At 64.5% G+C, this 24326-nt stretch carries 20 protein-coding genes; 6 read left to right on the top strand and 14 right to left on the bottom strand.

Annotated elements, in window-relative coordinates; genetic code table 11:
- Window positions 1–5: 5 nt before the first annotated feature.
- Complete coding sequence (locus ACE1EY_RS01075; RefSeq protein WP_291513314.1) at window positions 6–596, bottom strand: hypothetical protein; 591 nt, start codon at window positions 594–596, stop codon at window positions 6–8.
- The gene (locus tag ACE1EY_RS01080) at window positions 586–1281 is read right to left on the bottom strand and encodes an SURF1 family protein (RefSeq protein WP_291513313.1); all 696 of its coding nucleotides are present in this window, start codon (window positions 1279–1281) and stop codon (window positions 586–588) included. The genes ACE1EY_RS01075 and ACE1EY_RS01080 overlap by 11 nt, the downstream gene beginning before the upstream one ends.
- Window positions 1282–1296: 15 nt before the next feature.
- Here ACE1EY_RS01080 and ACE1EY_RS01085 point away from each other — a divergent pair, with 15 nt between their 5' ends.
- A complete protein-coding gene (locus tag ACE1EY_RS01085; protein WP_291513312.1) occupies window positions 1297–1542 on the top strand; it encodes a twin transmembrane helix small protein in 246 nt (81 codons plus the stop codon).
- Between the two features lie 28 nt (window positions 1543–1570).
- Here ACE1EY_RS01085 and ACE1EY_RS01090 read toward each other — a convergent pair whose 3' ends face one another.
- From ACE1EY_RS01090 to bioB, 8 genes are all read right to left on the bottom strand, one after another.
- On the bottom strand, window positions 1571–2440 hold the full coding sequence (locus ACE1EY_RS01090; protein ID WP_291513311.1) for a cytochrome c oxidase subunit 3: 870 nt from the start codon (window positions 2438–2440) through the stop codon (window positions 1571–1573).
- Between the two features lie 8 nt (window positions 2441–2448).
- Window positions 2449–3003 (bottom strand): cytochrome c oxidase assembly protein, encoded by a 555-nt coding sequence (locus ACE1EY_RS01095; protein ID WP_291513310.1) that lies wholly within the window; start codon window positions 3001–3003, stop codon window positions 2449–2451.
- Window positions 3004–3116: 113 nt separating this feature from the next.
- On the bottom strand, window positions 3117–4757 hold the full coding sequence (gene ctaD / locus ACE1EY_RS01100) for a cytochrome c oxidase subunit I (protein ID WP_291513309.1): 1641 nt from the start codon (window positions 4755–4757) through the stop codon (window positions 3117–3119).
- Window positions 4758–4769: 12 nt separating this feature from the next.
- The gene (gene coxB, locus ACE1EY_RS01105) at window positions 4770–5963 is read right to left on the bottom strand and encodes a cytochrome c oxidase subunit II (protein WP_291513308.1); all 1194 of its coding nucleotides are present in this window, start codon (window positions 5961–5963) and stop codon (window positions 4770–4772) included.
- Window positions 5960–6457, bottom strand: a complete 498-nt coding sequence (locus tag ACE1EY_RS01110) for a DUF2244 domain-containing protein (RefSeq protein ID WP_291513307.1) — start codon at window positions 6455–6457, stop codon at window positions 5960–5962. Before ACE1EY_RS01110 ends, coxB begins: the two co-directional genes overlap by 4 nt.
- Complete coding sequence (gene bioD / locus ACE1EY_RS01115; protein ID WP_291513306.1) at window positions 6432–7208, bottom strand: dethiobiotin synthase; 777 nt, start codon at window positions 7206–7208, stop codon at window positions 6432–6434. Before bioD ends, ACE1EY_RS01110 begins: the two co-directional genes overlap by 26 nt.
- Window positions 7201–8358: an 8-amino-7-oxononanoate synthase gene (locus ACE1EY_RS01120; RefSeq protein ID WP_291513305.1), complete on the bottom strand. Its 1158-nt coding sequence runs from the start codon at window positions 8356–8358 to the stop codon at window positions 7201–7203. Before ACE1EY_RS01120 ends, bioD begins: the two co-directional genes overlap by 8 nt.
- The gene (gene bioB, locus ACE1EY_RS01125; RefSeq protein ID WP_370299237.1) at window positions 8343–9329 is read right to left on the bottom strand and encodes a biotin synthase BioB; all 987 of its coding nucleotides are present in this window, start codon (window positions 9327–9329) and stop codon (window positions 8343–8345) included. Before bioB ends, ACE1EY_RS01120 begins: the two co-directional genes overlap by 16 nt.
- A gap of 266 nt (window positions 9330–9595) precedes the next feature.
- Here bioB and ACE1EY_RS01130 point away from each other — a divergent pair, with 266 nt between their 5' ends.
- From ACE1EY_RS01130 to ACE1EY_RS01145, 4 genes are all read left to right on the top strand, one after another.
- Window positions 9596–10144 carry a ComF family protein gene (locus ACE1EY_RS01130; protein ID WP_370299238.1) on the top strand — a complete coding sequence of 183 codons (549 nt, stop codon included), beginning with the start codon at window positions 9596–9598 and terminating at the stop codon, window positions 10142–10144.
- 62 nt (window positions 10145–10206) lie between these two features.
- Window positions 10207–10770: an ECF-type sigma factor gene (locus ACE1EY_RS01135; protein WP_291513303.1), complete on the top strand. Its 564-nt coding sequence runs from the start codon at window positions 10207–10209 to the stop codon at window positions 10768–10770.
- A gap of 54 nt (window positions 10771–10824) precedes the next feature.
- Window positions 10825–13275 carry a tetratricopeptide repeat protein gene (locus tag ACE1EY_RS01140; RefSeq protein ID WP_370299240.1) on the top strand — a complete coding sequence of 817 codons (2451 nt, stop codon included), beginning with the start codon at window positions 10825–10827 and terminating at the stop codon, window positions 13273–13275.
- Between the two features lie 114 nt (window positions 13276–13389).
- Complete coding sequence (locus ACE1EY_RS01145) at window positions 13390–16050, top strand: VCBS repeat-containing protein (protein WP_291513301.1); 2661 nt, start codon at window positions 13390–13392, stop codon at window positions 16048–16050.
- A 66-nt stretch (window positions 16051–16116) separates the two neighbouring features.
- Here ACE1EY_RS01145 and ACE1EY_RS01150 read toward each other — a convergent pair whose 3' ends face one another.
- Window positions 16117–17715 carry an AbgT family transporter gene (locus ACE1EY_RS01150; RefSeq protein ID WP_291513300.1) on the bottom strand — a complete coding sequence of 533 codons (1599 nt, stop codon included), beginning with the start codon at window positions 17713–17715 and terminating at the stop codon, window positions 16117–16119.
- A gap of 169 nt (window positions 17716–17884) precedes the next feature.
- On the opposite strand from ACE1EY_RS01150, the gene tpx reads away from it, so the two are divergent.
- A complete protein-coding gene (tpx, locus tag ACE1EY_RS01155; protein WP_370299241.1) occupies window positions 17885–18523 on the top strand; it encodes a thiol peroxidase in 639 nt (212 codons plus the stop codon).
- Between the two features lie 378 nt (window positions 18524–18901).
- On the opposite strand, the gene ACE1EY_RS01160 is transcribed toward tpx, so the two are convergent.
- Genes ACE1EY_RS01160 through ACE1EY_RS01170 form a run of 3 tightly spaced genes read right to left on the bottom strand, consistent with a single transcriptional unit; the run spans window position 18902 to window position 24310 of the window.
- Window positions 18902–22048, bottom strand: coding sequence for an efflux RND transporter permease subunit (locus tag ACE1EY_RS01160; RefSeq protein WP_370299243.1), 3147 nt, complete (start codon window positions 22046–22048; stop codon window positions 18902–18904).
- A gap of 10 nt (window positions 22049–22058) precedes the next feature.
- Window positions 22059–23048, bottom strand: a complete 990-nt coding sequence (locus tag ACE1EY_RS01165; RefSeq protein ID WP_370299244.1) for an efflux RND transporter periplasmic adaptor subunit — start codon at window positions 23046–23048, stop codon at window positions 22059–22061.
- A complete protein-coding gene (locus tag ACE1EY_RS01170; RefSeq protein WP_370299245.1) occupies window positions 23045–24310 on the bottom strand; it encodes a TolC family protein in 1266 nt (421 codons plus the stop codon). The genes ACE1EY_RS01165 and ACE1EY_RS01170 overlap by 4 nt, the downstream gene beginning before the upstream one ends.
- Window positions 24311–24326 lie beyond the last annotated feature (16 nt).

A 24326-nucleotide genomic window follows, 5' to 3' on the forward strand; every position in this document is an offset into this window, starting at 1 on the left:
CGACGCTAACCGATCTTGGACAGCCGGAGCAGTTTCTTGAAATCCGTGTGGATATCACGCAAATCGGTCTCCGGGGAATACCACAGCACCCAATTGCCGATCGGATCAATCACGTAGAACGTGCCCTGCGGATGAGCGGGGTCGCGCAAGAATGCCCGTAGCGGATCACCTGGCTCGACGACGCGGAGCTTGAGGTTCGGATCGACGTCTTCGGCGATCTCGGCCAAGGCTTCCGCCTCCGCCGCGTTGGTGACAACGGCGATTCGTTGCACACGCACACGACGACGATCCAGCGCCAGCCACACCTGACGCGACCGGTACAAATCGTTCTGGCATGCTTCTTCGCAGGGATCAGGCACGAACTGCAGCAACGTCCACAAATCACCGCTCAAGTCCTTGGCCACATCACCCTCGGGGGTGAGCCACTGTGTCGCGGCCGGCAATGGGCGGACCGGGTCGAGCAGGTTTCCGTGATGAGTCTGACCGCTTGGCCGCAGGCTGGTCCCGAAGTACAGCCACGTGGCCACTAAGAGCGGGCCGAAAAACAGGGCAACCAGCAGATAAAACTGCACCCGGCTTGATGATTTAACGCTCACGACGTCTCCAAACGATCCAGATCAGAACCCAAAGGGCCAGGGTCAGGCCGGCCCATTGACCGGCATAGGCAAAATGTCGTTCCGGCGGCAGGCCCGGCAATTCGATGTCACGGGCGAAGCCATGCGGTGAATCGGGCAGCAGCTGCAGCATGCCGGGCAGCAACGACCGGTCCAGCGCACAGGCGAGCGTCTCGGCACTCGGGTAGTGCAGTCGCACAGGCCACCGCGCCACCGGACAGGGATTGCCGTGGGTGGCGATGCCGGCCTGGGGCAGCGGCCGCCAGTGCCCCGTCACCTCCACGGGCCGATCGGGCGTTTGCCATGCCGGCAGCACGTCGCGCGATGACGACCCAGCCACCCAGCCCCGGTCAACCAGCACATTGGCCTGCTCACTGCGCAGCACTGTCCACACCCGGTAGCCGAACTGGCCGTCGCGGATCTGGTTATCCAACAGAATCTGATGCTCGAGGTCGAAGCGACCAGACAGGCGCACGACCAGTTCGCCCTTCGTGGCAGGCAAGTCCGCGGCCGGGATGCGTCGCGGCGTCTGCCTGATCAAATCCCGAAACCGCTCCAGTTCCGCAATACGATCGACACCGCGACAGTATTGCCAGACGGCCGCGCTACCCATGATGGCGGACAGCACGATCACCAGCAAAGCCACAAGGAGGTGCCGCAGATTCATGTCAAACTAATCGCCATGACCTGGATTCTTGCACTGTTCCTGCTGGCCATCGTGACCTCGCTCGCGGTGGGGCTCTATTTTCTGCTGCGGGAAGGCGGGTCGTCGTCGCGCAATCTGTTCAAGGCGCTGAGTTGGCGCGTGGGGCTGCAGGTGGCATTGATCCTGTTTCTGGTCCTTGCCTACTTCATGGGCTGGATCAAGCCCCATGGCGGACCGCTGGATCCATTGCCGCCGGCAGAGACGACAACGCCCGCATCATAGCGGGCGTTGCTTCAACGGCGGCGCCGCGCTAGACGACGTAGACGAAGATGAACAGCCCGATCCAGACCACGTCCACGAAGTGCCAGTACCAGCCGACCGCTTCGAAACCGAAGTGCGAATCCTTGGTGAAATGGCCCTTGGCGATGCGAAACATCATCACGGTCAGCATGATCACGCCCAGCGTCACATGCATGCCGTGAAAGCCTGTGAGCAGGAAGAACGTCGAACCATAAACCCCTGACCCCAGGGTCAGGTTCAGGTGCCCGTACGCCTCGCCGTATTCGCTGATCTGGTAGTACATGAAGACCGCACCCAGGGCGATCGTCGCCACCATCGCCGCCACACAACGGGTCCGCTTTTCTTCCTTCAGGGCGTGGTGCGCCATTTCGAATGTGAAGCCCGAAGCGACCAGCAGGCAGGTATTGAGGAACGGAATCCCCCAGGCCGGGATGGTCGAGAACTCACCACCCAGTGAGCCCGGTCCGTTGGTCGGCCACCCGCCCTCGAAACCCTTCCACAGGTATTCGTTGGTCAGCACATTCTCGCCGGCCAACCACGGCACCGAAATCATCCGTGCGTAGTACAGCGCGCCGAAGAAGGCCGCGAAGAACATCACCTCGCTGAAGATGAACCAGCTCATCCCCCAGCGATAGGTCGCGTCGACCTGCTTGTTGTACAGACCCGATTCCGACTCGTGGATGATGTCGCGAAACCAGACCACCATCATGGCGATCAGCAGCACCGCGCCGACCGCGACCGGAATGGTCACAAAGCCGGTGCCATTGAGATAGCCCATCACGCCATGCAACAGGGCAAACAGCCCCGCGGTCATCGCAAACGGCCACCAGCTGGGCGCCGGTACGTAGTAGTGATCTGCAGAGGAGGTAGCTGCTGACATCTGAACCCCTAGTTCGCTTGCGCGACGTTCTCGATTTCAAAAAACGTGTAGGACAAGGTCACGGTATCGACCGAATCCGGTAGCTCCGGATCGATCATGAACCGCACCGGCATCAACTTTTCTTCGCCCGCTTCCATCGGTTGCTGGCTAAAACAAAAACATTCCGTCTTACGCAGGTGCTTGGCCGCCTGCCAAGGTGCCACGCTGGGACGTGCCTGACCCACCATGTCGCGCCCCTCGTGATTCGCTGCCGTGAAGTTCACGGTGTACAGCTTACCCGGATGCACCTCGATGGAATCACGCTCCGAGGCAAACTCCCAGTCCAGGCCTGCATGCACGCTGGTGAGAAACTCCACCCGAACGGTGCGGTCCTCCACCGGCGCTTCATCAACGCTGGCCACAAGCGTCAGGCCCTTGTTCTGCCCGTTAAAGCCGGTGATTTCACACACGACTTCATAAAGCGGCACCAACGCGAATCCGAACGCGAACATCACGGCCGTGATGCTGAACAGCTTGGCTGCCAGCCACCACGGGCTTTCGTTGTCCTTCGCTTCGCTCGTCATCGCTAACTCATCACGATGAAGAACGCCACGTAAAAGCCCACGGCCACCCCTGCCAATGCCAGCGCAGTGATCACATTCTTGCGGGTGGGCCGATTGCTCATGACTGCCCGGCCTCAGGCCTTGATGGGATCATCGTGTACCGCAGTCACCTCAGCGTCGCTGATCACCGGCGGCTCTTCAAAGGTGTGGTAAGGCGCCGGCGACGGCACCGTCCATTCAAGGCCATGCGCCCCTTCCCACACACGGGAGGTGGCCGCCTCGCCCTTCTTCAGGCAGGACTGGATCACGATGTACAGGAAGATCAGCTGCGCAAATCCGAAGCCGAAGGCACCCACCGACGACCACAGATTGAAGTCGGCGAACTGCACGGCGTAATCCGGAATTCGGCGCGGCATACCCGCCAGACCCGAGAAGTGCATTGGGAAGAACGTCACGTTCACGAAGATCGCTGTCAGCCAGAAATGCAGCTTGCCCAGCGATTCGTTGTACATCACCCCGGTCCACTTCGGCAGCCAGTAGTACACGCCGCCCATGATCGCGAACACCGCACCCGGCACCAGCACATAGTGGAAGTGAGCGACCACGAAATAGGTGTCGTGATACTGGAAGTCTACCGGCGCGATCGCCAGCATCAGGCCGGAAAAGCCGCCGATGGTGAACAGGAACACAAAGGCCACCGAGAACAGCATCGGGGTTTCGAAGGTCATGGACCCGCGCCACATGGTCGCGACCCAGTTGAACACCTTCACGCCCGTGGGCACGGCGATCAGCATGGTCGAGAACATGAAGAACAGTTCGGCCGCCACCGGCATGCCGGCGGTGAACATGTGATGCGCCCATACGATGAACGACAGGAAGGCGATGGACGCAGTGGCGTAGACCATGGAGTCGTAGCCGAACAGCGTCTTGCGGGCGAAGGTCGGGATAATCGTCGAGACGATACCGAAGGCCGGCAGAATCAGGATGTACACCTCGGGATGCCCGAAGAACCAGAAGATGTGCTGGAACATCACCGGATCGCCACCGCCAGACGCCGAGAAGAAGCTGGTGCCGAAGTACTTGTCGGTCAGCAGCATCGTCACCGCGCCGGCGAGCACCGGCATGGTCGCGATCAGCAGGTAGGCGGTGATCAGCCAGGTCCAGACGAACAGCGGCATCTTCAGCAGGGTCATCCCCGGCGCGCGCATGTTCAGGATGGTCACCACCACGTTAATGGCACCCGTAATCGAGCTGATGCCCATCAGATGGACGGAGAAGATCAGCATCGGGAAGGCATTGGATGTCTGCAGCGACAGCGGCGGATACATGGTCCAGCCTGCAGCAGGCGCACCACCCGGCACGAACAGTGTCGACAGCAGGATCGTGAACGCGAACGGCAGAATCCAGAAACCCCAGTTGTTGACGCGTGGCAATGCCAGATCGGAGCAGCCGATCATCATCGGGATCATCCAGTTGGCGAGCCCGACGAATGCCGGCATCACCGCCCCGAAGATCATGACCAGCGCATGCATGGCCGTCATCTGGTTGAAGAACTCGGGCTGGACGAACTGCATGCCCGGCTCGAACAACTCGGCCCGGATGACGAGCGCCATGGCGCCGCCCACGAAGAACATGATGAAGGCGAACCACAGGTACAGCGTCCCGAGGTCCTTGTGGTTGGTGGTCGAAATCCACCGCATGATCCACTTGCCGAAGCCATCCTTCAGCGTGACCGGGCCGTGGTGGTCGTCGTGATGATCCACTGCTGAGCTCATGTCTTGGTGCTCCTATCGCTGCGCGGCGACGTCGGCGGGCTGAACGACACCAGAGTCGTTGCCCCAGGAATTACGGGTGTAGGTGACCACGGCGGCGATGTCCTTGTCGGACAAATGTCCGAACGGAGGCATCGCGTTCTTGCCCTTGATGACCTGCTCGATCTGAGCGGCAGGGTCGCCTGCGACAACCGCGCTGCCCACCAGCGACGGGAACGCCGGCGGCATGCCCTGCCCGGTGTCCTTGTGGCAGACAACACAGTTGGTCTTGTAGACCTTTTCGCCAGCGCTCACGAGCTCCGACTGGTCCAGTTCGGCGGCGGGTTCGGACGATGCGGATTCACCGGCGGCCTCGGGTGCCGGCTCATCAGCCATGGCGACGAAAGACTCCGATTCCTGCTTGGCGCCGGCGTCGACCGGCACGTCCGTGGTTGCACCGCCGGTTTGCGCCGCGACCCACTGGTCATATTCGTCCTGCGGCAGCGCCTCGACCACGATCGGCATGAAGCCATGATCGCGACCGCAGAGTTCGGCGCACTGACCACGGTAAACGCCCGGCTCGTCGATCTTGGCCCAGATTTCGCGCACGAAGCCCGGCACGGCATCTTTCTTGACGGCGAGATCCGGCACCCACCAGGCATGCAACACATCATGCGAGGTCAGCAGGAAGCGGATCTTCTTGCCCACCGGGAGCACGACGCGGTTGTCGACTTCCAGCAGGTAGTTGTCGATGGCGGCGACATCAGCGCCCGAGCCGGTTTGGCGGGCACGATCCGATTCGGCCTCCAGGCGAGAGTAGAAGTGAACGCCCGAATCCAGGTATTCGTACTCCCACATCCACTGGTAGCCGGTGACCTTGACGGTCATGTCGGCGTTGGAGGCGTCTTCCATCTTGATCAGCGTCCCGGCCGCCGGAATCGCCATGCCGATCAGGATCACGAAGGGGATGACAGTCCAGATGATCTCGACCGTCGTGCTCTCGTGGAAGTTGGCCGGCTTGGCGCCCTTGCTCTTCCGATGCATGAACACCGAATAGAACATGAAACCGAACACGCCGATTCCGATGACAACGCAGATCCCGAAAATCAGCATGTGAAGGCCGTAGACCTCACGACTGATCTCGGTGACGCCCTCCGTCAGGTTCCATTGCAAGGCCAGAGCTGACCCAGGCAACAGACCCAGAAGGCTCGCGCTAACTGCTCGTTTCATTCGCTTCTCCACGTAGCGGCCGGTGCCGCCAGTACGTCTTGCAAGCGCTGCCGCAACCGATCCCTCTCGGCATCCGTCAGACAACGCCCCAGTTCCACAAATTGGCCGCTGGACCCGAGCAGCAGCCGGGAACGCCCCGTTCTGCCCTGCGCAGGTTCCAGCCGAACGCGCGCCCAAGCACGCGCATAATCCTTGATGTCCCGTTCCGAGACCCCGGCTCGTCCAAATTCGACGGTTACGCGCTCCCCGGTCACGGTCACGACTTCGCGATAGTCGTTGCCCCGCATGCTGACATAGAGCCCCGCGCCCAGCGCCAGCAATTCCAGGCCCGCAAACGGCAGAATCACCCAGAAACCCATCGTCGCGAACGCGATTCCTATGCCCAGCGAAACCGTGCTGATCGTGGCCATGAACACCATGGCCTGATGCCAGCTCAAAGATCCGTTAGGACGTATGACGAACCGCGTTTCAGATGGATTCGGGGCGGGTTCCACGGCGCGTTTCCGGAAGGGTGCGCTCCATCGAATCGGCCGCAGATTGTATGCGATCGGGGGAATCCGGCGCAAAGCGAATCAGCGCGTTGTCGAGCAAAGTCGTGCTGAGACGGTGCTGTCCGCAGCCCAGAATGCCGAGACAAGGCGCGGGCATGCGCTGCTGCAGCGCTGCGAGATTGTCATCCAGGCGCCGTTGGACAGGTGGCAATACATTGGCGATCCAACCGAGCAGCGGCGCGCGCAACCGGATCGATTCGGCCGTTAGCAGCGCATGATTCAGGCAGCCCAGGCGCATGCCGACCACCAGCACCACCGGCCAGCGAAACCGCGCCACCCAGTCCGGCATTTCCTCGTCGCTGCTCAACGGCAGACGCCAGCCGCCGGCGCCTTCCACCAGTACCCGCTCGGCGCCTAGCGACAGCCTGCGGTGCGCCACTGCAACGGGTTCGCGCGTCAATTGCACACCCATGTCGCGGGCGGCGAACTCAGGGGCGACCGGCAAGGGCAGACACCACGGGTTGATATCGGCGTAGGCGAGCCCAGGTCGCGATGCGGCCTGCAAGGCCAGCGCGTCGTCATTGCGCCAGCCGTCATCGGTTTGCTCGGCACCGGCCGCCACCGGCTTCATGCCGGCAGCCGCCACGCCTTGTGCTGCGTAGTCACGCAGCAGCGCGCAGGTCACCGCTGTCTTGCCAATTTCGGTGTCGGTGCCGGTGATGAACACGCTCGGCACGCGGGCTTGGTCAGGCAACGCGTGCCTCCACCAGGCTATCGGCCAGCGCGTCGACCAGGCCGTCGACCTGCTCCTGCGAATGCGCGGCCGTCAACGTCACCCGCAAACGCGCGGCGCCCTCCGGCACCGTCGGTGGCCGGATGGCCGTGACCAGAAATCCGCGCGCCAGCAAGTCGTCGGAGACCCGCAGCGCCAACCGGTCCGACCCCAGCACGATGGGCTGGATCGCGGTTCGAGAATCCGGCACCGGTAGATCAGCCGCGTCGAGCCGTGCATGCAACCGCGCGACCAGGCGATGCACGTGGTCGCGCCGCCAAACCTCCTGCCGGGCGATGTCCAGCGCGACCAGCGCCGCGTTTGCGGTCATCGGAGCAAAGGCCGTGGAATAAATCTGCGAGCGCGCGCGGTTTTCCAGATAGGCGATTAATGATGCCGGTCCGGCGACAAAGGCCCCGGCCGCGCCCAGCGCCTTGCCCAGGGTTCCGACCAGCACCGGCAGCGCATCCTGCGACAGCTCGCCGGCAACGCCGCGTCCGTCGCCCCCTTCCACACCAAGGCCATGGGCGTCGTCGACATAAAACAGGGCGTCGGCGCGCTGCGCTTCGTGGCTGAGCGCTTGCAGCGGGGCGCTGTCGCCATCCATCGAGAACACGGCGTCGGTGACCAGCGCCTTGATGCCCGCCACCGGTTCCGCCAGCGCGCGCCGGGCCTGGTCGACCCCTGCATGCGCGTAGATGCGTTTGTCGGCACCGGACAGCCGCACGCCATCGATCAGCGAGGCGTGATTGAGCGCATCGCAGACCGCCAGGTCACCGCGTTGCAGCAGCGCATCAATGATGCCGACATTGGCCGAAAAGCCCGTCGGAAACAGCAACACCCGATCTCGCTGCAGCCAGTCGGCGAGCCGCGCTTCCAGCTCCGCATGGGAGGGCGAGTAGCCGGTGATCAGCGCCGAGGCAGCAGAGCCAGACGCGCCCGGCCCGGCACGCAAGCGAGGATCCTGCGCCAGACCCAGATAGTCGTTGCTGCAAAAATTGATGCAGTCGCGACCAGCAACCCGCGCACACCCCGCCCCGGTCGGCTCGACGATGCGGCGCTGGCGAAACCGGTCGCGCTGGCGCAGCGCCTCCAGCTGGTCTGCGATGCGCCGGTTCAGGCCGCCTGACACGACCGGCGGTCCTCGACAGCCTTGGCACCCTCGGGCTCGATACCCAAACGCGCCAGCAGCGCGCGATCGTGCTCGGTGACGGGATTACCGGTGGTCAGCAATTGCTCGCCATAGAAGATGGAGTTCGCCCCGGCCAGAAAGCAGAGCGCTTGCAGCGCATCGTCCATGGCCTCGCGTCCGGCGGACAACCGCACATGCGATGTCGGCATCAGAATCCGCGCCACCGCACTCGTGCGCACGAACTCGAACGGATCGACCGGGTCGGCGTCGGCCATTGGCGTGCCCGGCACGGCGACCAGCTGATTGATCGGCACCGATTCCGGATGCGTCGGCAGATTGGCCAGCGTACGGAGCAAGCCCACGCGATCGGCTCGGGTGTCGCCGATCCCGACAATCCCGCCACAGCAGACCTTCATGCCCGACTTGCGCACGTTGTCCAGCGTATTCAGCCGGTCGTCGTATGTCCGTGTACCGATGATTTCTCCGTAATGTTCCTCGGAGGTATCGAGATTATGGTTGTAGTAGTCCAGCCCCGCGTCCGCCAGCCGATCGGCCTGCGACTCGGTCAGCATGCCCAGCGTCATGCAGGTCTCCAGACCCTGAGCCCGCACCGCGTCGATCATCTGGACCAGCGTGTCCACATCCCGATCCTTGGGGCTGCGCCAGGCAGCGCCCATGCAGAACCGGGTCGCACCGGCCTCCTTGGCGGTGCGCGCCGCCTGTTCGACCTGCTCCACGGCCATCAGCGCCTCGGTCTTCAAGCCGGTGTTGTAGCGCACGCTTTGTGGGCAGTACTTGCAGTCTTCGGGGCAGGCGCCGGTCTTGATCGACAGCAACGTCGACAGCTGCACGGCATTGGGATCGAAATGCTCGCGGTGCACGGTTTGCGCACGGTGCATCAGGTCCGAGAACGGCAAGGCAAACAGGGCATTAACCTGGTCTGCCGTCCAGTCGTGACGAAGTTCGCTCATGCGGGATGTCCTAGCCGGTGGAGGCAGCTAGGCTCGCGAGCGGCACGGTCGCTGTCAACCAGAAAATGCCTAATCGGTTGACAGAGATCTTCCATCGCTGGCTCGCGCCAGAGTGCGCAGGCTGCGAATGCCGGTCCGGCAGCGGCCCGTTTTGCCAGCCTTGTCTGGAGCGTCTGCCACTCAACGACCACGCCTGCGTACGTTGCGCCGAACCCCTGATCCCATCCGCGCCCACGCCATCGCTTTGCGCCCATTGCCTCACCCGCATGCCGGACTTTGATCGCGTACTCGCCCCGCTGCTCTATGCTCCGCCGGTCGATGCCAGCATCCACGCGCTGAAGTTCCGCGGCGACCTGGGCGGCGCCCGACGCCTCGCGCATCTGCTGGACCACAGCCTGCCGGACCTGCCGCCACCGGATGTCGTCATCCCCGTTCCATTGCACCCAAGCCGGATCCGCCAACGCGGGTTCAACCAGGCGCTGGAGATCGCCAGAGCCCTGTGCGCAATGCGTGGATGGCGGCTGGACGCACGAGCCGTGAAGCGGGTGCTGCCAACCCGGCCACAGCTTGGCCTCACCGCCACCGAGCGGCGGCGCAACCTGCGCCATGCGTTCGCCGTGCAGGCCGATCTCGCTGGACGCCGGGTGCTGATCGTGGACGATGTGCTGACCACCGGCGCTACCGCATCGGCTCTGGCCCATGCCCTGCGCAAGGCCGGGGCAGAGGACATCACCGCGCTCGCGGCAGCCCGCACGCCGCGGAACGAGGCCCTGCGGCACCAAGGTGCCGGGCCGCCAGATTTCAGCGTAGGATGAATTTGCCGACGACGGGACCGGGCCCGACGCTGGCTTGTCGTTAGGGGCGCCAGGGGAATCGCATGCCGGACCGTCCGGAGATCACGGTATTACTCAAGGATTGGTCCGCCGGGAATGCGGTGGCCCGCGACCGCCTGATGCCGCTGGTCTACGACGAATTGCAACGAATCGCCCGCCGCGCCATGGCCGGCGAGCACGCCGGGCACACCCTGCAGCCAACCGCACTGGTGCACGAGGTCTTTGCTCGCCTGATCGATGCCGACATTGACTGGCAGGACCGCGCCCACTTCTACGCACTCTGTGCCCGGATGATGCGCCGACTACTGGTCAACCACGCCGAGTCCGTCCGCGCCGCGAAACGCGGTGGCGACGCCCTGCGCGTCACGCTGGAAGGCCTGCCCGAAGCCGCTACGGGGAGCGACGAGGACCTGCTGGTCATTGACGAAGCGCTGAACCGGCTCGCCGAGTTCGATGCTCGCAAGGCCGACCTGATCGAACTGCAGTACTTCGCCGGCCTGAGCTTTCGCGAAATGTCCGCCGTGACCGGATTGTCATCCAGCACACTAGACCGCGAGCTCCGACTGGCACGCGCCTGGCTCAAGGACACCCTGCTGGCGAATTCGTGAGCAGGGTCGCCGCAGCCATGGGCACAATCGGAGCCGAATTCGGCTAAGCCTGTTATGACCCCCGAGCTCTGGCAACGAATCGAGGCGGCCTTCGCCCAGGCCCTGGAGCTGGTGCCCGAGCAGCGGCCGCCGTACCTCGACGCACTCGCCGTCCGCGACCCGGAAGCCGCAGCCCAGGTGCGAAGACTCATCGCTGCGGATGCCGCGGACGATCAGCGCCTACGCCAGCCCATCGGCCGCGCGCTGGAAACCTTTGGCGAGGAACTGGACGACCCGTGGATTGACCGCAGGCTCGGCGCCTATCGCATCACCCGACGCATCGCGACCGGGGGCATGGGAGCGGTGTTTCTGGCCGAACGCGTGGATGCACAGTTCGAGCAGCAGGTGGCGATCAAGCTGGTCGGCACCCAGACCCTCGCGGCTGACGCCCAGGCGCGGTTCCGCGCCGAGCGTCAGATTCTGGCAGGCATGCAGCACCCGTTTATCGCCCATTTGCTGGACGGCGGAACCACCGAGGATGGGGCCGCCTATCTGGTGATGGAATACGTCGTCGGTGAGCCCATCGATGCTTATTGCACGGCCCATCACCTGCCCGTCGACGCAACGCTGCGGCTGTTCAAGAAGGTCTGCGCCGCGGTCGCCTACGCCCACCGCAATCTGGTCGTCCACCGCGACCTGAAACCCGGCAACATCCTGGTCGACGCTCAGGGCGACCCGAAACTGCTGGACTTTGGCATTGCCAAGCTCATCAGCGACACGCCCGATACCGCCGAGCAGACCGTGCAACGCCTGACCCCGGACTACGCCAGCCCTGAGCAGATTCTGGGCGAGCCGGTCACCACCGTCAGCGACGTGTATGCGCTGGGTGTACTGCTCTACAAGCTGCTCAGCGGCCAGCGCCCCTACGAACTGGCCGGGCTGCGGCCGGCCGAGGTCGAACGGCTGGTCGTCGAGACCGGCCCAATCCGACCCAGCGTCGCATCCCGCGGCTCCGATGCCGGCGAGGCGCTGCCGGCGGAACTCGATGCCCTGGTGCTCAAGGCCATGAACCCGGAACCGGAGCAGCGCTACGCCAGCGTGCTTGCCCTGTCCGAAGACATCGACCGCTATCTCTCCGGCCAGCCGTTGCAGGCACGTGCTGGCGGCTGGTGGTACCCGGCTCGAAAATTCCTGCACCGCCACACCGCTGCGGTCGGGCTTGCCGTCACGCTGTTCATCGGCGCGCTCGTGGCGGCCGGCTACCACAACAAGACCCTCACCGCGGAACGCGACGAGGCACGCTTCGAGGCGAGCCGCGCCCAGGCCGTCACCGATTTCCTGATCGACCTGTTCCGCCAGGCCAACCCTAACGAGTCGCAAGGCGAGGACATATCAGCACGCGAGATCCTCGACACCGGCGCCACCCAACTGGACGAACACCTGAGCGACCAACCGCGCATTCGCGCCGAGCTACGGCGCAGTATCGGCACGGTCTACGCGTACCTGGGCCTCTACCAAGCCGCCGCGACCCAATTCCGCGATGCGGTGGCGCTGCACGAGGATCTGGATGATCCTGCGGGCTTGGGTCGCAGCCTGTCCGGCCTCGGTGAGGCGCTGCTAGACCTCGGCCAGCTGGATGAAGCCGCCCTCATCCACGAGCGGGCGCTGAACCTGCGACGCCAGACCTTTGGCGATGTGTCCATCCCCGTGGCCTACAGTCTCAGCGAACTGGGCTATGTCCGGTTCAGCGCCGGCGATTACGTGGCATCGGATGCGCTCGGGCGCGAGGCGCTGACCATCCTGGAACAATCCGGCGCCACCGACGATGACTACTACTCGAACCTGCTCCACAGCCTCGCGCAAAGCCTGCAAATCCAGGACCGCCTGACCGAGGCCGAGCAGTTTTTCCGCCGCTCACTGGAATGGGACCTCGACCACCATGGCGAACGTCACACGAACTCGCTGACCAGCCTGCATGACCTGGCCAGCGTTCTGGTTCAGCTCGAACGCTTTGTCGAGGCGGAGCCGCTGTTTCTCAAGGTTGCCGCCATCGAGACCGACATGCTCGGACCCGACTATCCGCAGCACAATCTGACGCTGAACAGCCTCGGCCAGCTCTACCAGAAAATGGAGCGGCTGGACGACGCCGAGCGGTACCTGCGCGACGCCGTGGAACATGCGCGCCGTGTGCGTGGCGCCGAGCACCAGCACACCGCTTACCTGATCGTCGGGCTGGTCAATCTGCTCAACGAACGGGCACGTTTCGACGAGGCGCAGTCACTGGTGGACGAGGCACTGGCCATCTATGCCGCCACGGTGCCCGACGACTATCCGCACCTCGCGACCGCCCGCATCGCCCAGGCCCGCACGCTGATCGGACTATCGCGGCTCCCCGCGGCGGAGACCGCAGCGCGCCAGGCCTTGGCGGTGTGCGCAGCCGCCCTGCCCGCCGGCCACTGGCTGGCCGAACGCGCACAGGCACTGGTCGACGAAACCGTCGCGGCGCAATCCGCTGGCACCCACTGACATTTTTTCGGTTTCGCTGGGCAAAACCCCGCCGTCTTCCTGCTACCACTCCTAGGAACACCCGATCGGCCTTCGATCCGTGTTCCGCCCAGGGATTTTCAACGGAGTGAAGCAATGGATCGGATCAACCCACTATCACGGACGACACGCTGGACTGTCGTCACCCTGTTCGCCCTCACCATGACCGCCTGCGGTGGCGGGGGTGGCGGCGGCGAAGACCCGGGTCCGGGAACCGGCGGGGGCGGCGGCGGTACGCCGGGCGACAACAACAGCGTGGCCGAGGTGCTGGACGACCTCGGCATCAACACCAGCTACACCGCCCGCGTCGACAACGACGGCGATGCCCTGCCGGAAGACGACTACGCTCCCATGGGCGGCGGCATGATGGTCAACCAGTACTCCGAAGTGATGCTGTTCGGGGTGCCGCTGGAAGACTCCGACGTAGCCGACAACTCCGGCACGCAGAACGCCATGACGCTGACCAATCTCGTGCCCGGCAGCAACAACCGCTACACATGGGAAGTGATCAATGACGAGCCGCTGGCGAACACGCCCTGGACCAGCCTCGGCGCCAAGCGCAACGCCGTGGCCGGCGATTTCGACGGCGACGGACTGGAAGAAATCGCCATCGTCTACCAGGACAGCGGTGACGTGCAGCTGGTGATCCAGCAGGACGCGGACGAAAGCTACGCGCTCAGCACCCCGGTAAGCGTGGACAACGGAACCTACGATGCCCTGTTCGTCACAGCGGGCGACTATGACGCCGACGGACAGATCGATCTGGTCCTGGGGCTGGTGTCCGCCACCGGCAATGCAAGCATCAAGATGCTGGAGAACACGGGTGGCAACTTCGCGTTCAACGGCCTGTCCGTGAATTTTTCCGCGGACAACTTCAACATCGCGCAACTCGTGCTCGCCTCCGGAAACCTGGACTACGACAACGCCTACGAGCTGGCCGTCGTCACCAACGCCGGCACCCTGACGTCGACCAACAACAACCTGTCCGGCGCCGAGCATCGCTATTACCTGTTTGACGATGCCGAAAACAATTTCGCCGAACTGGCCTCCAGCCGGATCAGCTTCGACCCCGGTTCCGGCCGCCGCGAGGCGGTCTACGGCAATGTTGCCCTGGGCGATGTTGATGGCGACAGCATCGACGAGGTCGTGCTAGCCGGCATGAACCAGATTGGCGGCATCAACAGCTCCGCGCCAATGAGCAGTTTCCGTCATGCCGTCCAGGTGCTGGACGATGCCAAGCGCAGCTTCACCCTGCTGGCGAAAACATCGACTCCGGTGCTGCTCGACAACACGGAGCTACCGCCAGATGGCGAGCGCTACTCGGAAGATTCCGGCACCCAGCAGGCAATGAACCACGTGGCATTGACCACTGCGGATGTGGACGGCGACGGCGCGGCCGAGATCCTGGTCAACCAGCGGCTTTATCAATCCCAGCGCAGCACTCCAGGCACCCTGGTGCTGTATGACGATGACAACGATATCGAGACGGGGTTTGCCACCATTCCGGGCATTCACTGGTTCGGCTACAACCGGAGCGACAGTTTCAACTTCAACTGGCGCATGAATGCGGTGGCTGCCGGCGACGTCACCCTCGACGGCCGTGACAACATCGTCCTCTACTCGCAGCGTCAGGGCACAAGCACCAGACAGACGCAGCAAATCCAGGTCTGGGGGCACGACCAGATCAACGGTTGGAGCCTGATCCAGCAGATCGACACCGACAAGCGCAGCAGCATCGGCGCGCAGGACAGCTATTACCCACAGGTGCTGCTGCCCGATGCCGAACTGGATGACGGCTCGTTCGCGATCCAGTTCAGCGAGGGCAGTCACCAACTGGTCTTCACGCAGCCGATCATCATCGCTGCGCTCGCGGGTGCACCCTGCGCCACCGACCTGGGTCAAAACCTCAGCTCCTCGTGCCGGACTGCCTACGGCCAGGGCGTCAATGACAACACGACGCGCACCGATGGTACGACCGCCACCGGCCGACTGTTCGCAGGCTTCGGCGCGGGCGACCCGGTCACGCAGAACAGCTTCGAGATGACCGCCAGCATCGAGCGCACGACCAGCAGCTGGGACATCAGCGGATACTCGCTGACGAAGACGCTGACCTACGAAACCGGGGCGATCGAAGACTCCGTCGTGCTCACCGTCATGCCTATCGATGTGTACGAGTACACCGTGCTATCGCATGTGGATCCGACGCTGGTCGGCGAGGTCGTCACCATCAACCTGCCACGCGAGCCGATCACCACGCTGGTCACGCTGGATTACTACAACCAGATCGTCGACGAGGACTTTCTTCAGATCGGCAGCGATGTGTTCGGGCACACGGAAGGCGATCCGTCCAGCTATCCGACAGCCTCCGACAAGTTAGGCCTGCTGAACCGCTACGACGGGCTAGAGTCATCCGTGGTGTCGGTCGGCGAGGGCCAGGGACAAACCGTGGCCACCATTGAGGAGTTCACAACCACCGGCTCGGGCAACGACTACAGCACGGTCTATGGGCTGGATGTGCGGGCCACAGGTGGTCTCGGCGGCTATGTCGTCGGAGGCTTCTCGGTGGGCTACGGCACCACCGGCTCGCTGGAGGTCACCCATGGCGACCAGACCCTCTACCAGGGCGCGGTCGGCAACATCAGCGAGGCCGCCTTCGATGCCGGCGAGAACTACAACTGGGGCCTGTTCGCGTATCTCTACGACGACCACCGCTCCGGCCAGCATTTCGAGGTGCTGAACTTCTGGGTCGAGGACTAGCGCAAACCAACCGGGCGGCGGCGCGGAGCGGTCGCCCGGTTCTTTCGATTGAAGATCAGGGTCCGCCTAGTTCGCGATCGCCCCGAGATCGAACCCGATCGGCGCCCCCGGCCCCAGCGGCAGACCCAGCAGAATCCATAGCATCACCAGCGCAACGCCGGTGAGCAGCATCCAGATAGAGTACGGGATCATCATCGCGGTCAGCGAGCCGATGCCGAAGTCCTTTTGCCAGCGCTGAGCGAAAATCAGCACCAGCGGGAAATACACCATCAACGGCGAAATGATGTTGGTGGCGGCATCCCCGACACGGTAAGTCGCGGTTGCCCCTTCGGGGCTGATACCCAGCAACAGCAGCATCGGCACCAGTACGGGAGCCAGCAGCGCCCACTTGGCACTGGCCGAGCCCACAAACAGATTCAGAAAGGCCGCGAACAACACGATCAGCCCCAGCGCGATCGGTAACGGCAAGCCACTATTCTCGATAGCGCCGGCGCCATGCACCGCGGTGATCAAGCCCAGGTTCGACCAGTTGAACATGGCGACGAAATGGGCGGCGGCGAAGGCCAGCACCAGGTAGTAGCCCATGTCCTTCATCGCCTCGGCCATCATCGCCACCAGATCGCGGTGCGTCTTGATGGTGCCGGCGGCGGCCCCGTAAGCCCAACCCGCGGCGAGGAAGATCACGAAAAACCCGGCCACCAGCGAGCGAAAGAACGGCGTGGCCGTCACGTACCAGGGCTGGCCGTCGGTGCCCTCCCCGTCGTTGAGCAAGGGCGTGCCCGGCCCGAAGGTCATCAGCGCCCAGAGCAGGCAGACGCCCACAATCGCAAACCCGGCCCAACGCAGACCCTTGCGCTCGGCATCGGTCAGCGGTGCGCTCTCATCGCCAAAGGCTGCGGCCTGATCGCCCGAGGGCGTCCATGTGCCCAGCCGCGGCTCGATGACGCGATCGGTCACATACCAGATCACGGGCAGATAAATCACCAGCAACGCCGAAATGAAGTACCAGTTGCCGGCGATATTCATGCTCCAGCCGGAATCGATTTGCGAGGCATCCATCGCCGCTTCGGTAATCCCGAATAGCAGCGCATCCAGCTGACCCGGCGAGATATTCGCGGAAAAGCCCCCGGACACGCCGGCGAACGCGGCTGCGATGCCTGCCATGGGGTGGCGCCCGGCGGCCGCGAAAATGATCGCAGCCAGCGGAATCATCACCACGTAGCCAGCATCAGCTGCATGGTTGGACAGCATCGCGACGATGGCCACGACCGGCGTCAGCAGGCCCTTGGGGGCATTGCGAACTGCTTGCCGAATCCCGCTCGCGAACAACCCCGACCGCTCGGCCACGCCAGCGCCCAGCATCACTACCAGCACATAGCCCAAGGGGTGGAAGTGCGTGAACGTGGCCGGCATCTGCGTCCAGAGCCGCTGGATGTTCTCGGCCGATAGCAGACTCTGGGCTTGCAGCAACAGCGGTGAACCATCCGCCAGCGTCTGGGTCGGATGCATGGCCGTGACACCGACCAGCGCGCAGACCACCGAGATCCCGATCAGCGCCAGGATGAGATAGAAAAAGATGAAGACCGGGTCTGGCAGACCATTGCCAATCCGTTCGACAAACCCCAGAAACCCTTTCTGATTCATTGCGGTATTGGATTCACTCACCCGCATGCCCCTTTGATTGTTATCCGTTGCAATCCACCATCACAGCGGATTCAGGTGACCCTTGGCAAGCTGACTGCCTGCCCGGCCCGTCGCGCGCCCGAACATTCCATGCTTTACGATGTTCGCGTAGTAACTTCTAATGAACACTCAACTGTCCGCGGAATCGCGCATGAACAGCAGTGCCACTTCCGCACGTACCGTCACTCTTCAGGGCCAGCCGCTGGCGCTAGCTGGTCGGCCGCCTGTAATCGATGACTCCGCCCCGGAGTTCTCCCTGGTATTTTCCCGGCGGCCTGAGGATGCCAGCGCTGACGGTGGGTTCGCCATGCCCGAGCTACGTCAAGTGGGCCTGGACGACTACCGGCACCGCATCAAGCTGCTCAACATCTTTCCGTCAATTGACACGCCCATCTGTGCCGATTCGGTCCGCGCATGCGAATTGTTCGCACGATCACACCCGAAACATGCATTGCTGATGATCTCTGCAGACCTGCCGTTTGCGATGCAACGCTTTTGCGCTGATCACTCGATCAAGAACCTGTTCGCGCTCTCCACGATGGGCGATACGCGCTTTGGCCGTGATTACGGCGTCGGTATCGACACCGAGCCTCTCCGCGGGCTTTGCGCGCGGGCTTGCTTCGTGCTGGATAGCGCCAACAAGGTTCGGCAGGGTTCTACCCCGTTTTCACGGACGGTTTGGAAAGGAGGGTTGTGGCCCGCCCACGGTGCCAGCGCCAGACAAGGCTTCAGAAGTCATCGTAGTCTGGCCGCGTCTTGCCGGCCGAAACGCGCGAACGCGTGCTGCTGAGTAGCTGCGGTGTCTGTTGTTGGATCAACGCCGTCAACGAGCCAAGATCAAGCATCATCATGGCCGAGGCCACAATGCCGATGTTGACGGGATCCAAGCCGCTCTCGATGGCGCGTAAAGTGCGCGGCCTAGGCGAACGAGATCGTCCCGAACAGCCGACTGTTGATGTCGGATATCTGAGCCATAACGGCACTAATACACCGCTTGATTGGTTCAATACGTCAAATAACGCCGTTTCTTTCGTCGCTGACGACCGCACGCTAACGAACGTTGTCGAGCCATAACGACCGGCTCCATCGGGTTCGCCTGTCGGCAAAGGCGACGCACTCAGCACGAACAAGCGGCCCCGCGCGCCGGCGGGGCCGCCACTCACCCGGTTTATCCAGCCACCTTGCGACCGAACATCCGATACAAGGCCGGTAGTACGAGCAGCGTCAGCAGCGTCGATGACACGATTCCGCCGATCACCACCGTTGCCAGCGGTCGCTGCACTTCGGAGCCGGTACCCACGTTGAAGGCCATGGGCACGAAGCCCAGCGAGGCGACGAGCGCGGTCATGAGCACGGGGCGTAGGCGGATCAGCGCGCCGTCGATGATGGCTGGCTCAAGATCCACGCCCTGCGACAAGCGATCGCGGATAAAGGACAGCATCACCACGCCGTTGAGCACGGCGATGCCCGACAGCGCGATGAAACCGACCCCGGCCGAGATGGACAGCGGCATGCCGCGCAGTGCCAGCGCCGCCAGCCCGCCGGTGAGTGCCAGCGGCACGCCGGTGAACACGATCAGCGCATCGCGCCCGCTGCCAAAGGCCGCGTAGAGCAGCGCGAGAATCAGCAGCAGCGTGAGCGGAACGATTAACGACAAGCGTCTGCTGGCGGAGATGAGTTGCTCGAAGCTGCCACCGAAGTCCAGCCAGTAACCTGCGGGCAGATCCACCTGTTCGCGAATCGCGGCTCGGGCCGCTTCGACAAAGCTGCCCAGGTCCTGTCCCCGCACGTTGGCCGTAACGAACACCCGGCGCTTGCCGTTTTCGCGACTGATCTGGTTGGGGCCGGTGATGGTCTCGACACGGGCCACCGCGCCCAGCGGCACGTGCAGCGGCGGAGCGTGGGCCACGCCTAGCGCATCGGCATCGCCGGCGACCATGGCGTCGTCGGCCGGCAGCGGAACGGGCAGATCACGCAGGGCAGCGGGATCATTGCGCAGCGCATCGGGCAGGCGCACGACCAGATCAAACCGCCGATCACCCTCGTAGACCTGACCCACCGCCGTGCCCCCCATGGCCACCTGCACCACCTGCTGCACGCTGGCGACATCCAGCCCATAGCGGGCGAGTTGCGCGCGGTCGGGCACGACCTGAATCATCGGCAGGCCGGTGACTTGCTCGGTACGCACATCGCGCGCACCGGGCAACCCGCGGACCACGCCTTCGATCTGCTCGGCCAGGCCGACCAGGGTGTCGAGATCATCTCCATAGACCTTCACGGCAACGTCGGCACGCACGCCGGCGATGAGTTCGTTGAACCGCATTTCGATGGGCTGGGTGAACTCGTAGTTGTTGCCGGGCACCGCGCGGGCCAGATCGGCCAGCTCGTCCAGCAGCACGGCGCGCGGCTTGCCGGGGTCGGGCCAGTCCTGTCGCGGCTTGAGGATCAGGAAGGTATCGGCGACGGCCGGCGGCATCGGGTCGCTGGCGACCTCGCCGGTGCCGATCTTGGAAAACACGCGCTCGACCTCGGGCAGCTGGCCAACGGCATTCTCCAGCACCTGCTGCATCGCCACCGCCTGCGCCAGGCTCGTGCCCGGTATGCGCAGGGCATGCATGGCGATATCGCCTTCGTCCAGGCTGGGAATGAATTCGGCCCCCATGCGTGTGCCGCCCCAGGCCGCCACGACGACCAGCACCACCGCAGCGCTGACGACTGCCACACGCCAGCGCAGCGCGGCCAGCAGCAGCGGCCGGTAGAGCCGGCGCAGGCCGCGCAGCACCGCGGGGTCGCGCTCCGCCACCCGGCCCCGCATCAGCACCGCGAGCGCAGCGGGCACGAAGCTTACGGACAGCACCAGAGCGGCGAGCAGGGCCATGACCACGGTCAAGGCCATGGGATGGAACATCTTGCCCTCGATGCCACCGAGCGCGAACACCGGAAGGTAGACGATCAGGATGATGGTCACGGCGAACACGCTGGGGCGGATCACCTCGGCCGTGGCGCTGCGCACCAGTTCCAGCCGTTCGCGCAGCGGTAGCGCGCGGCCCGCCGCCCGCTGGGCTTCGCTGAGCCGGCGCAGGCCGTTTTCGACGATGATCACGGCGCCATCAACAATCAGCCCGAAGTCCAGCGCGCCCAGGCTCATCAGGTTGCCCGAGGTGCGGGTGGCGACCATGCCGCTGATGGTCATGAGCATGGACAACGGGATCACCAATGCGGTGATCAGCGCGGCCCGCAGATTGCCCAGCAGCGCGAACAGCACCGCAATGACCAGCAAGGCGCCTTCGACCAGGTTCTTCTCGACCGTGGCGATGGTCTTGTCGACCAGATCAACCCGGTTGTAGACCGGGTTTAGCGTGACACCGTCGGGCAATGAAGCCTCGACCTCGGTCAGGCGCTCGGACACCGCCTGCGCCACCCGGCGGCTGTTGGCGCCGATCAGCATGAAGGTCGTGCCCAGCACCACTTCCTGTCCGTTCTGGGTAGCGGCACCGCTGCGCAGGTGTTGCGACATCGCGACCTCGGCCAGCTCGTCCAGCCGGATCGGCACGCCATCGCGCTTGGCGACGACAATGGCGCGAATGTCGTCCAGGGTCTGCACCTGTCCCGGCGACCGGATCAGGTACTGCACGCCAAACCGTTCGATGTAGCCGGCACCCACGTTGCTGTTGTTGCGGGCCAGCGCCGACATCACGTCATCTACGGTCAGGTCGTAGGCCAGTAGGCGATCCGGCCAGGGCGCGACAAGGTACGTCTTCTCGAAGCCGCCGATGGTGTTGACCTCGACGATGCCGTCGGTCTGCTGCAACTGTGGCCGCACGATCCAGTCCTGCACGGTGCGCAGGTCGGTCGGTGTCCAGGCACTGCCTGGCTCGGCACCGACCGTGTACATGAAGATCTCGCCGAGGCCGGTAGCAATCGGCCCCATCGCGGGCGAGATGGCTGCCGGCAGTTCGTTGCGTAAACCGGCCAGCCGCTCGGCCACCAGCTGACGGGCAAAGTAGATGTCGGTGCCGTCCTCGAACACCACCGTCACCTGCGACAGGCCGTAGCGTGACAGCGAGCGGGTGTAGTCCAGCCGCGGCAGGCCGGCCATCGCGGTTTCCACCGGGAAGGTCACGCGCTGCTCGGCTTCCAGCGGAGAGTAGCCCGGTACGGCGGTGTTGATCTGCACCTGCACGGTGGTGATGTCGGGCACGGCGTCGATGTTCAGGCGCTGAGCGTTGTACACACCCAGGGCGGCCACCAGCACCGCGGCAAACAGCACGAGTACGCGGTTCGCGATCGCGAACCGAATCATGGATTCCAGCATGGGAGCGTCCTCAGTGTTGGTGGCTGGCGCCGGACTTTTCGAGGTCCGCCTTCATCAGGTAGCTGTTGCCGGTGACGTAGCGCGCCCCCGGCTGCAAACCGTCCAGCACTTCCACCACCTCGGCATTGCCGGCACCCAGCTCGACGGATCGAGGCTCGAAGCCGTCGCCCACCTGCTCGAACACGACCGCCTGCCCGTCCATCTGCTGGATGGCGGACCGCGGCACCAGCACCGGTGCCTGGCGGGACTCGACCAGCAACTCGCCACGCACGTACTGACCAGGGCGCAGCGCGCCTTGCGGATTGGGCACGATCACCCGCGCGCGCACCGATTGGGCAGCATGAATCGCGAGCGGCGAGAGCTGGTCGATCACGCCCTGCCCCACGGCGTTGTCGTGCAGACCGAGGATGCGCACCGGCTGCCCGACACGCACCACATCCAGATCGTGGTCAAACACATCGAACTCCACCCACAGCTCGGACAGATCCGCGATCACGAACAGCGGCTCGTTGCCGGTCACCTCGCCGACCTGCGCCTGGCGGCTGACAACCCAGCCACCAATCGGGGCCTTCAGCGGGTAGCTTTGCAGGCTGTCGTTGCTTTGCACCCGCGCCAGCACCTGGCCGGCGTCGACCTGGGTCCAGAGCTTGGCGTCTACCGTCTCGATGACTCCGGCATAACGCGGCCGCACGCGGGACACGCGCGATGGATCGGTGTGTACGCGACCGGTGAGGCTGCGGGTCATGCGCAACGCGCCAGGGCCTGCAAGCGCGGTCCGCACCCCCAGCGCCTGGGCCATGTCGGCAGACATGTGCACCGAGCCCTCATGGGCATCGCCATGTCCTGCTTCGTGGCCATGCCCATGGCCGTGCTCACCTTCGCGCTCGGCCTCCTGCCCGTGCGGTTCGTCATGGGCGTGGTTACCACCGGCAAGCCCTGTCGGGGCGTGGGCCAGCAGTAGAGCCAGTGCCAGTGTGGCTATCGGGAACTGTGATTTCATCCTGCGATCTCCTGATCCAGCGAGCGACCCAGCAGGCGCTCCAGCTCGATGCGTGTCTGGTGATATTCGGTTGCGACTGCGATGCGGCGTTGCTGCCATGCCAGCCGTTCCTGTTGTGCCGTGGTCAGTTCGAGCAGGCTGTATCGCCCCTGGCGGTAGCCTTCGGCGGTCGCGCGGAGGACAGCTTCGGACTGCGGTTCCAGCGCATCCCGAATCTGCTCGAAAGCCTGGTGCAAGGCATCCAGCTCGGCCCAGGCGGTCGTGACCAGCGCCTGGGCACTGAGCCGGGCCGTTTGCTGCGCCCAGTGCGTAGCCTCAGCCTGCGCCTGAGCGCTTGCCTGTGCCGGCGCAGAACGGCGGGCGCTGCCCAGCGGCAAGCCCAGGCCCAGCACCAGCGCCTGATCACCGCTGCCCCGGTCGTCGCGCACCCCCACGGACCATTGCAGGTCTCCACGCGCCTGACTGGCCGCAAGCCGAACCCTGGCCAGGGCCAGATCACGATCGGCTGTGGCCAGTCGCACCAGCGGCGCGTGACGGGCCGATTCCAGCAACCGCGACCGCGCAGGCGGCGCTGGCAGGCGGGTCCAGTCCATCCGCGTTGTGGTGACGCCGCGATTCGGTGTTCCGACGACAATGGCAAGCGCCTGCGCGGCGCCACGGCGGCGGGTTTGCGCCTGGCTGGCCCGCAGCCGCGCGGCCGCCAGCGCCAGCGATGCGCGCTGGGCATCCGCCGCCGAGGCCGCACCGGCGCGCTGCCGCTGATCGCTGGCCTCCGCGGTCTGCTCCGCGACGACGACAGCATCGCGAAGCAGCCGTGCGTCGGCCTCGGCGCGGGCGAGTTCGACAAAGCGGGTGGCGGCGTCAGCCAACAGGTCACGACGCTGCTGATCCAGTTCCACGCGCTCGACCTCGGCCCGCGACAGCGCCTCGGTGCGGCGGAGCATCGGCTTGCCACCCCACTCCAGCACACCGGCGAGGCTGATCGTGGTTTCCAGCCGGTCGGCTCCGGCGAACTCGCCGTTGCCGGCGACGTTCTCCACCTCGGTTTGCAGGGTTAACGGGGGACCGAATTCGGCGGTGTCGGCATAGCCGGACTGCGCCTGGCGCACGGCGTCCATGCGTCGCAGTTCGGGATGGTGTTGCAAGGTCCATTGCAGCACGCCCGGCAGGGTCGCCGGAATGCGTTGCGGTTCGGCCGCTGCCTGTGCAGCGACCAGGGACAACGCCAGCACGGCGCCGCCCTTGAGCAAGATTGGGAACATGATGTTCTCCCGGAAG

Origin of the sequence: Abyssibacter sp., assembly GCF_964229365.1 — a bacterium.
Classification (GTDB): Bacteria; Pseudomonadota; Gammaproteobacteria; order Nevskiales; family OUC007; genus Abyssibacter.

What these genes read in the sequence shown, in the direction of transcription:
- ACE1EY_RS01080 (WP_291513313.1), bottom strand. Translation starts at nt 1,281, where the DNA reads ATGAATCTGCGGCACCTCCTTGTGGCTTTGCTGGTGATCGTGCTGTCC.
- ACE1EY_RS01085 (WP_291513312.1), top strand. Translation starts at nt 1,297, where the DNA reads ATGACCTGGATTCTTGCACTGTTCCTGCTGGCCATCGTGACCTCGCTC.
- ACE1EY_RS01090 (WP_291513311.1), bottom strand. Translation starts at nt 2,440, where the DNA reads ATGTCAGCAGCTACCTCCTCTGCAGATCACTACTACGTACCGGCGCCC.
- ACE1EY_RS01095 (WP_291513310.1), bottom strand. Translation starts at nt 3,003, where the DNA reads ATGACGAGCGAAGCGAAGGACAACGAAAGCCCGTGGTGGCTGGCAGCC.
- ctaD (WP_291513309.1), bottom strand. Translation starts at nt 4,757, where the DNA reads ATGAGCTCAGCAGTGGATCATCACGACGACCACCACGGCCCGGTCACG.
- coxB (WP_291513308.1), bottom strand. Translation starts at nt 5,963, where the DNA reads ATGAAACGAGCAGTTAGCGCGAGCCTTCTGGGTCTGTTGCCTGGGTCA.
- bioB (WP_370299237.1), bottom strand. Translation starts at nt 9,329, where the DNA reads ATGAGCGAACTTCGTCACGACTGGACGGCAGACCAGGTTAATGCCCTG.
- ACE1EY_RS01130 (WP_370299238.1), top strand. Translation starts at nt 9,596, where the DNA reads ATGCCGGACTTTGATCGCGTACTCGCCCCGCTGCTCTATGCTCCGCCG.
- ACE1EY_RS01135 (WP_291513303.1), top strand. Translation starts at nt 10,207, where the DNA reads ATGCCGGACCGTCCGGAGATCACGGTATTACTCAAGGATTGGTCCGCC.
- ACE1EY_RS01140 (WP_370299240.1), top strand. Translation starts at nt 10,825, where the DNA reads ATGACCCCCGAGCTCTGGCAACGAATCGAGGCGGCCTTCGCCCAGGCC.
- ACE1EY_RS01145 (WP_291513301.1), top strand. Translation starts at nt 13,390, where the DNA reads ATGGATCGGATCAACCCACTATCACGGACGACACGCTGGACTGTCGTC.
- tpx (WP_370299241.1), top strand. Translation starts at nt 17,885, where the DNA reads ATGAACAGCAGTGCCACTTCCGCACGTACCGTCACTCTTCAGGGCCAG.
- ACE1EY_RS01160 (WP_370299243.1), bottom strand. Translation starts at nt 22,048, where the DNA reads ATGCTGGAATCCATGATTCGGTTCGCGATCGCGAACCGCGTACTCGTG.
- ACE1EY_RS01165 (WP_370299244.1), bottom strand. Translation starts at nt 23,048, where the DNA reads ATGAAATCACAGTTCCCGATAGCCACACTGGCACTGGCTCTACTGCTG.
- ACE1EY_RS01170 (WP_370299245.1), bottom strand. Translation starts at nt 24,310, where the DNA reads ATGTTCCCAATCTTGCTCAAGGGCGGCGCCGTGCTGGCGTTGTCCCTG.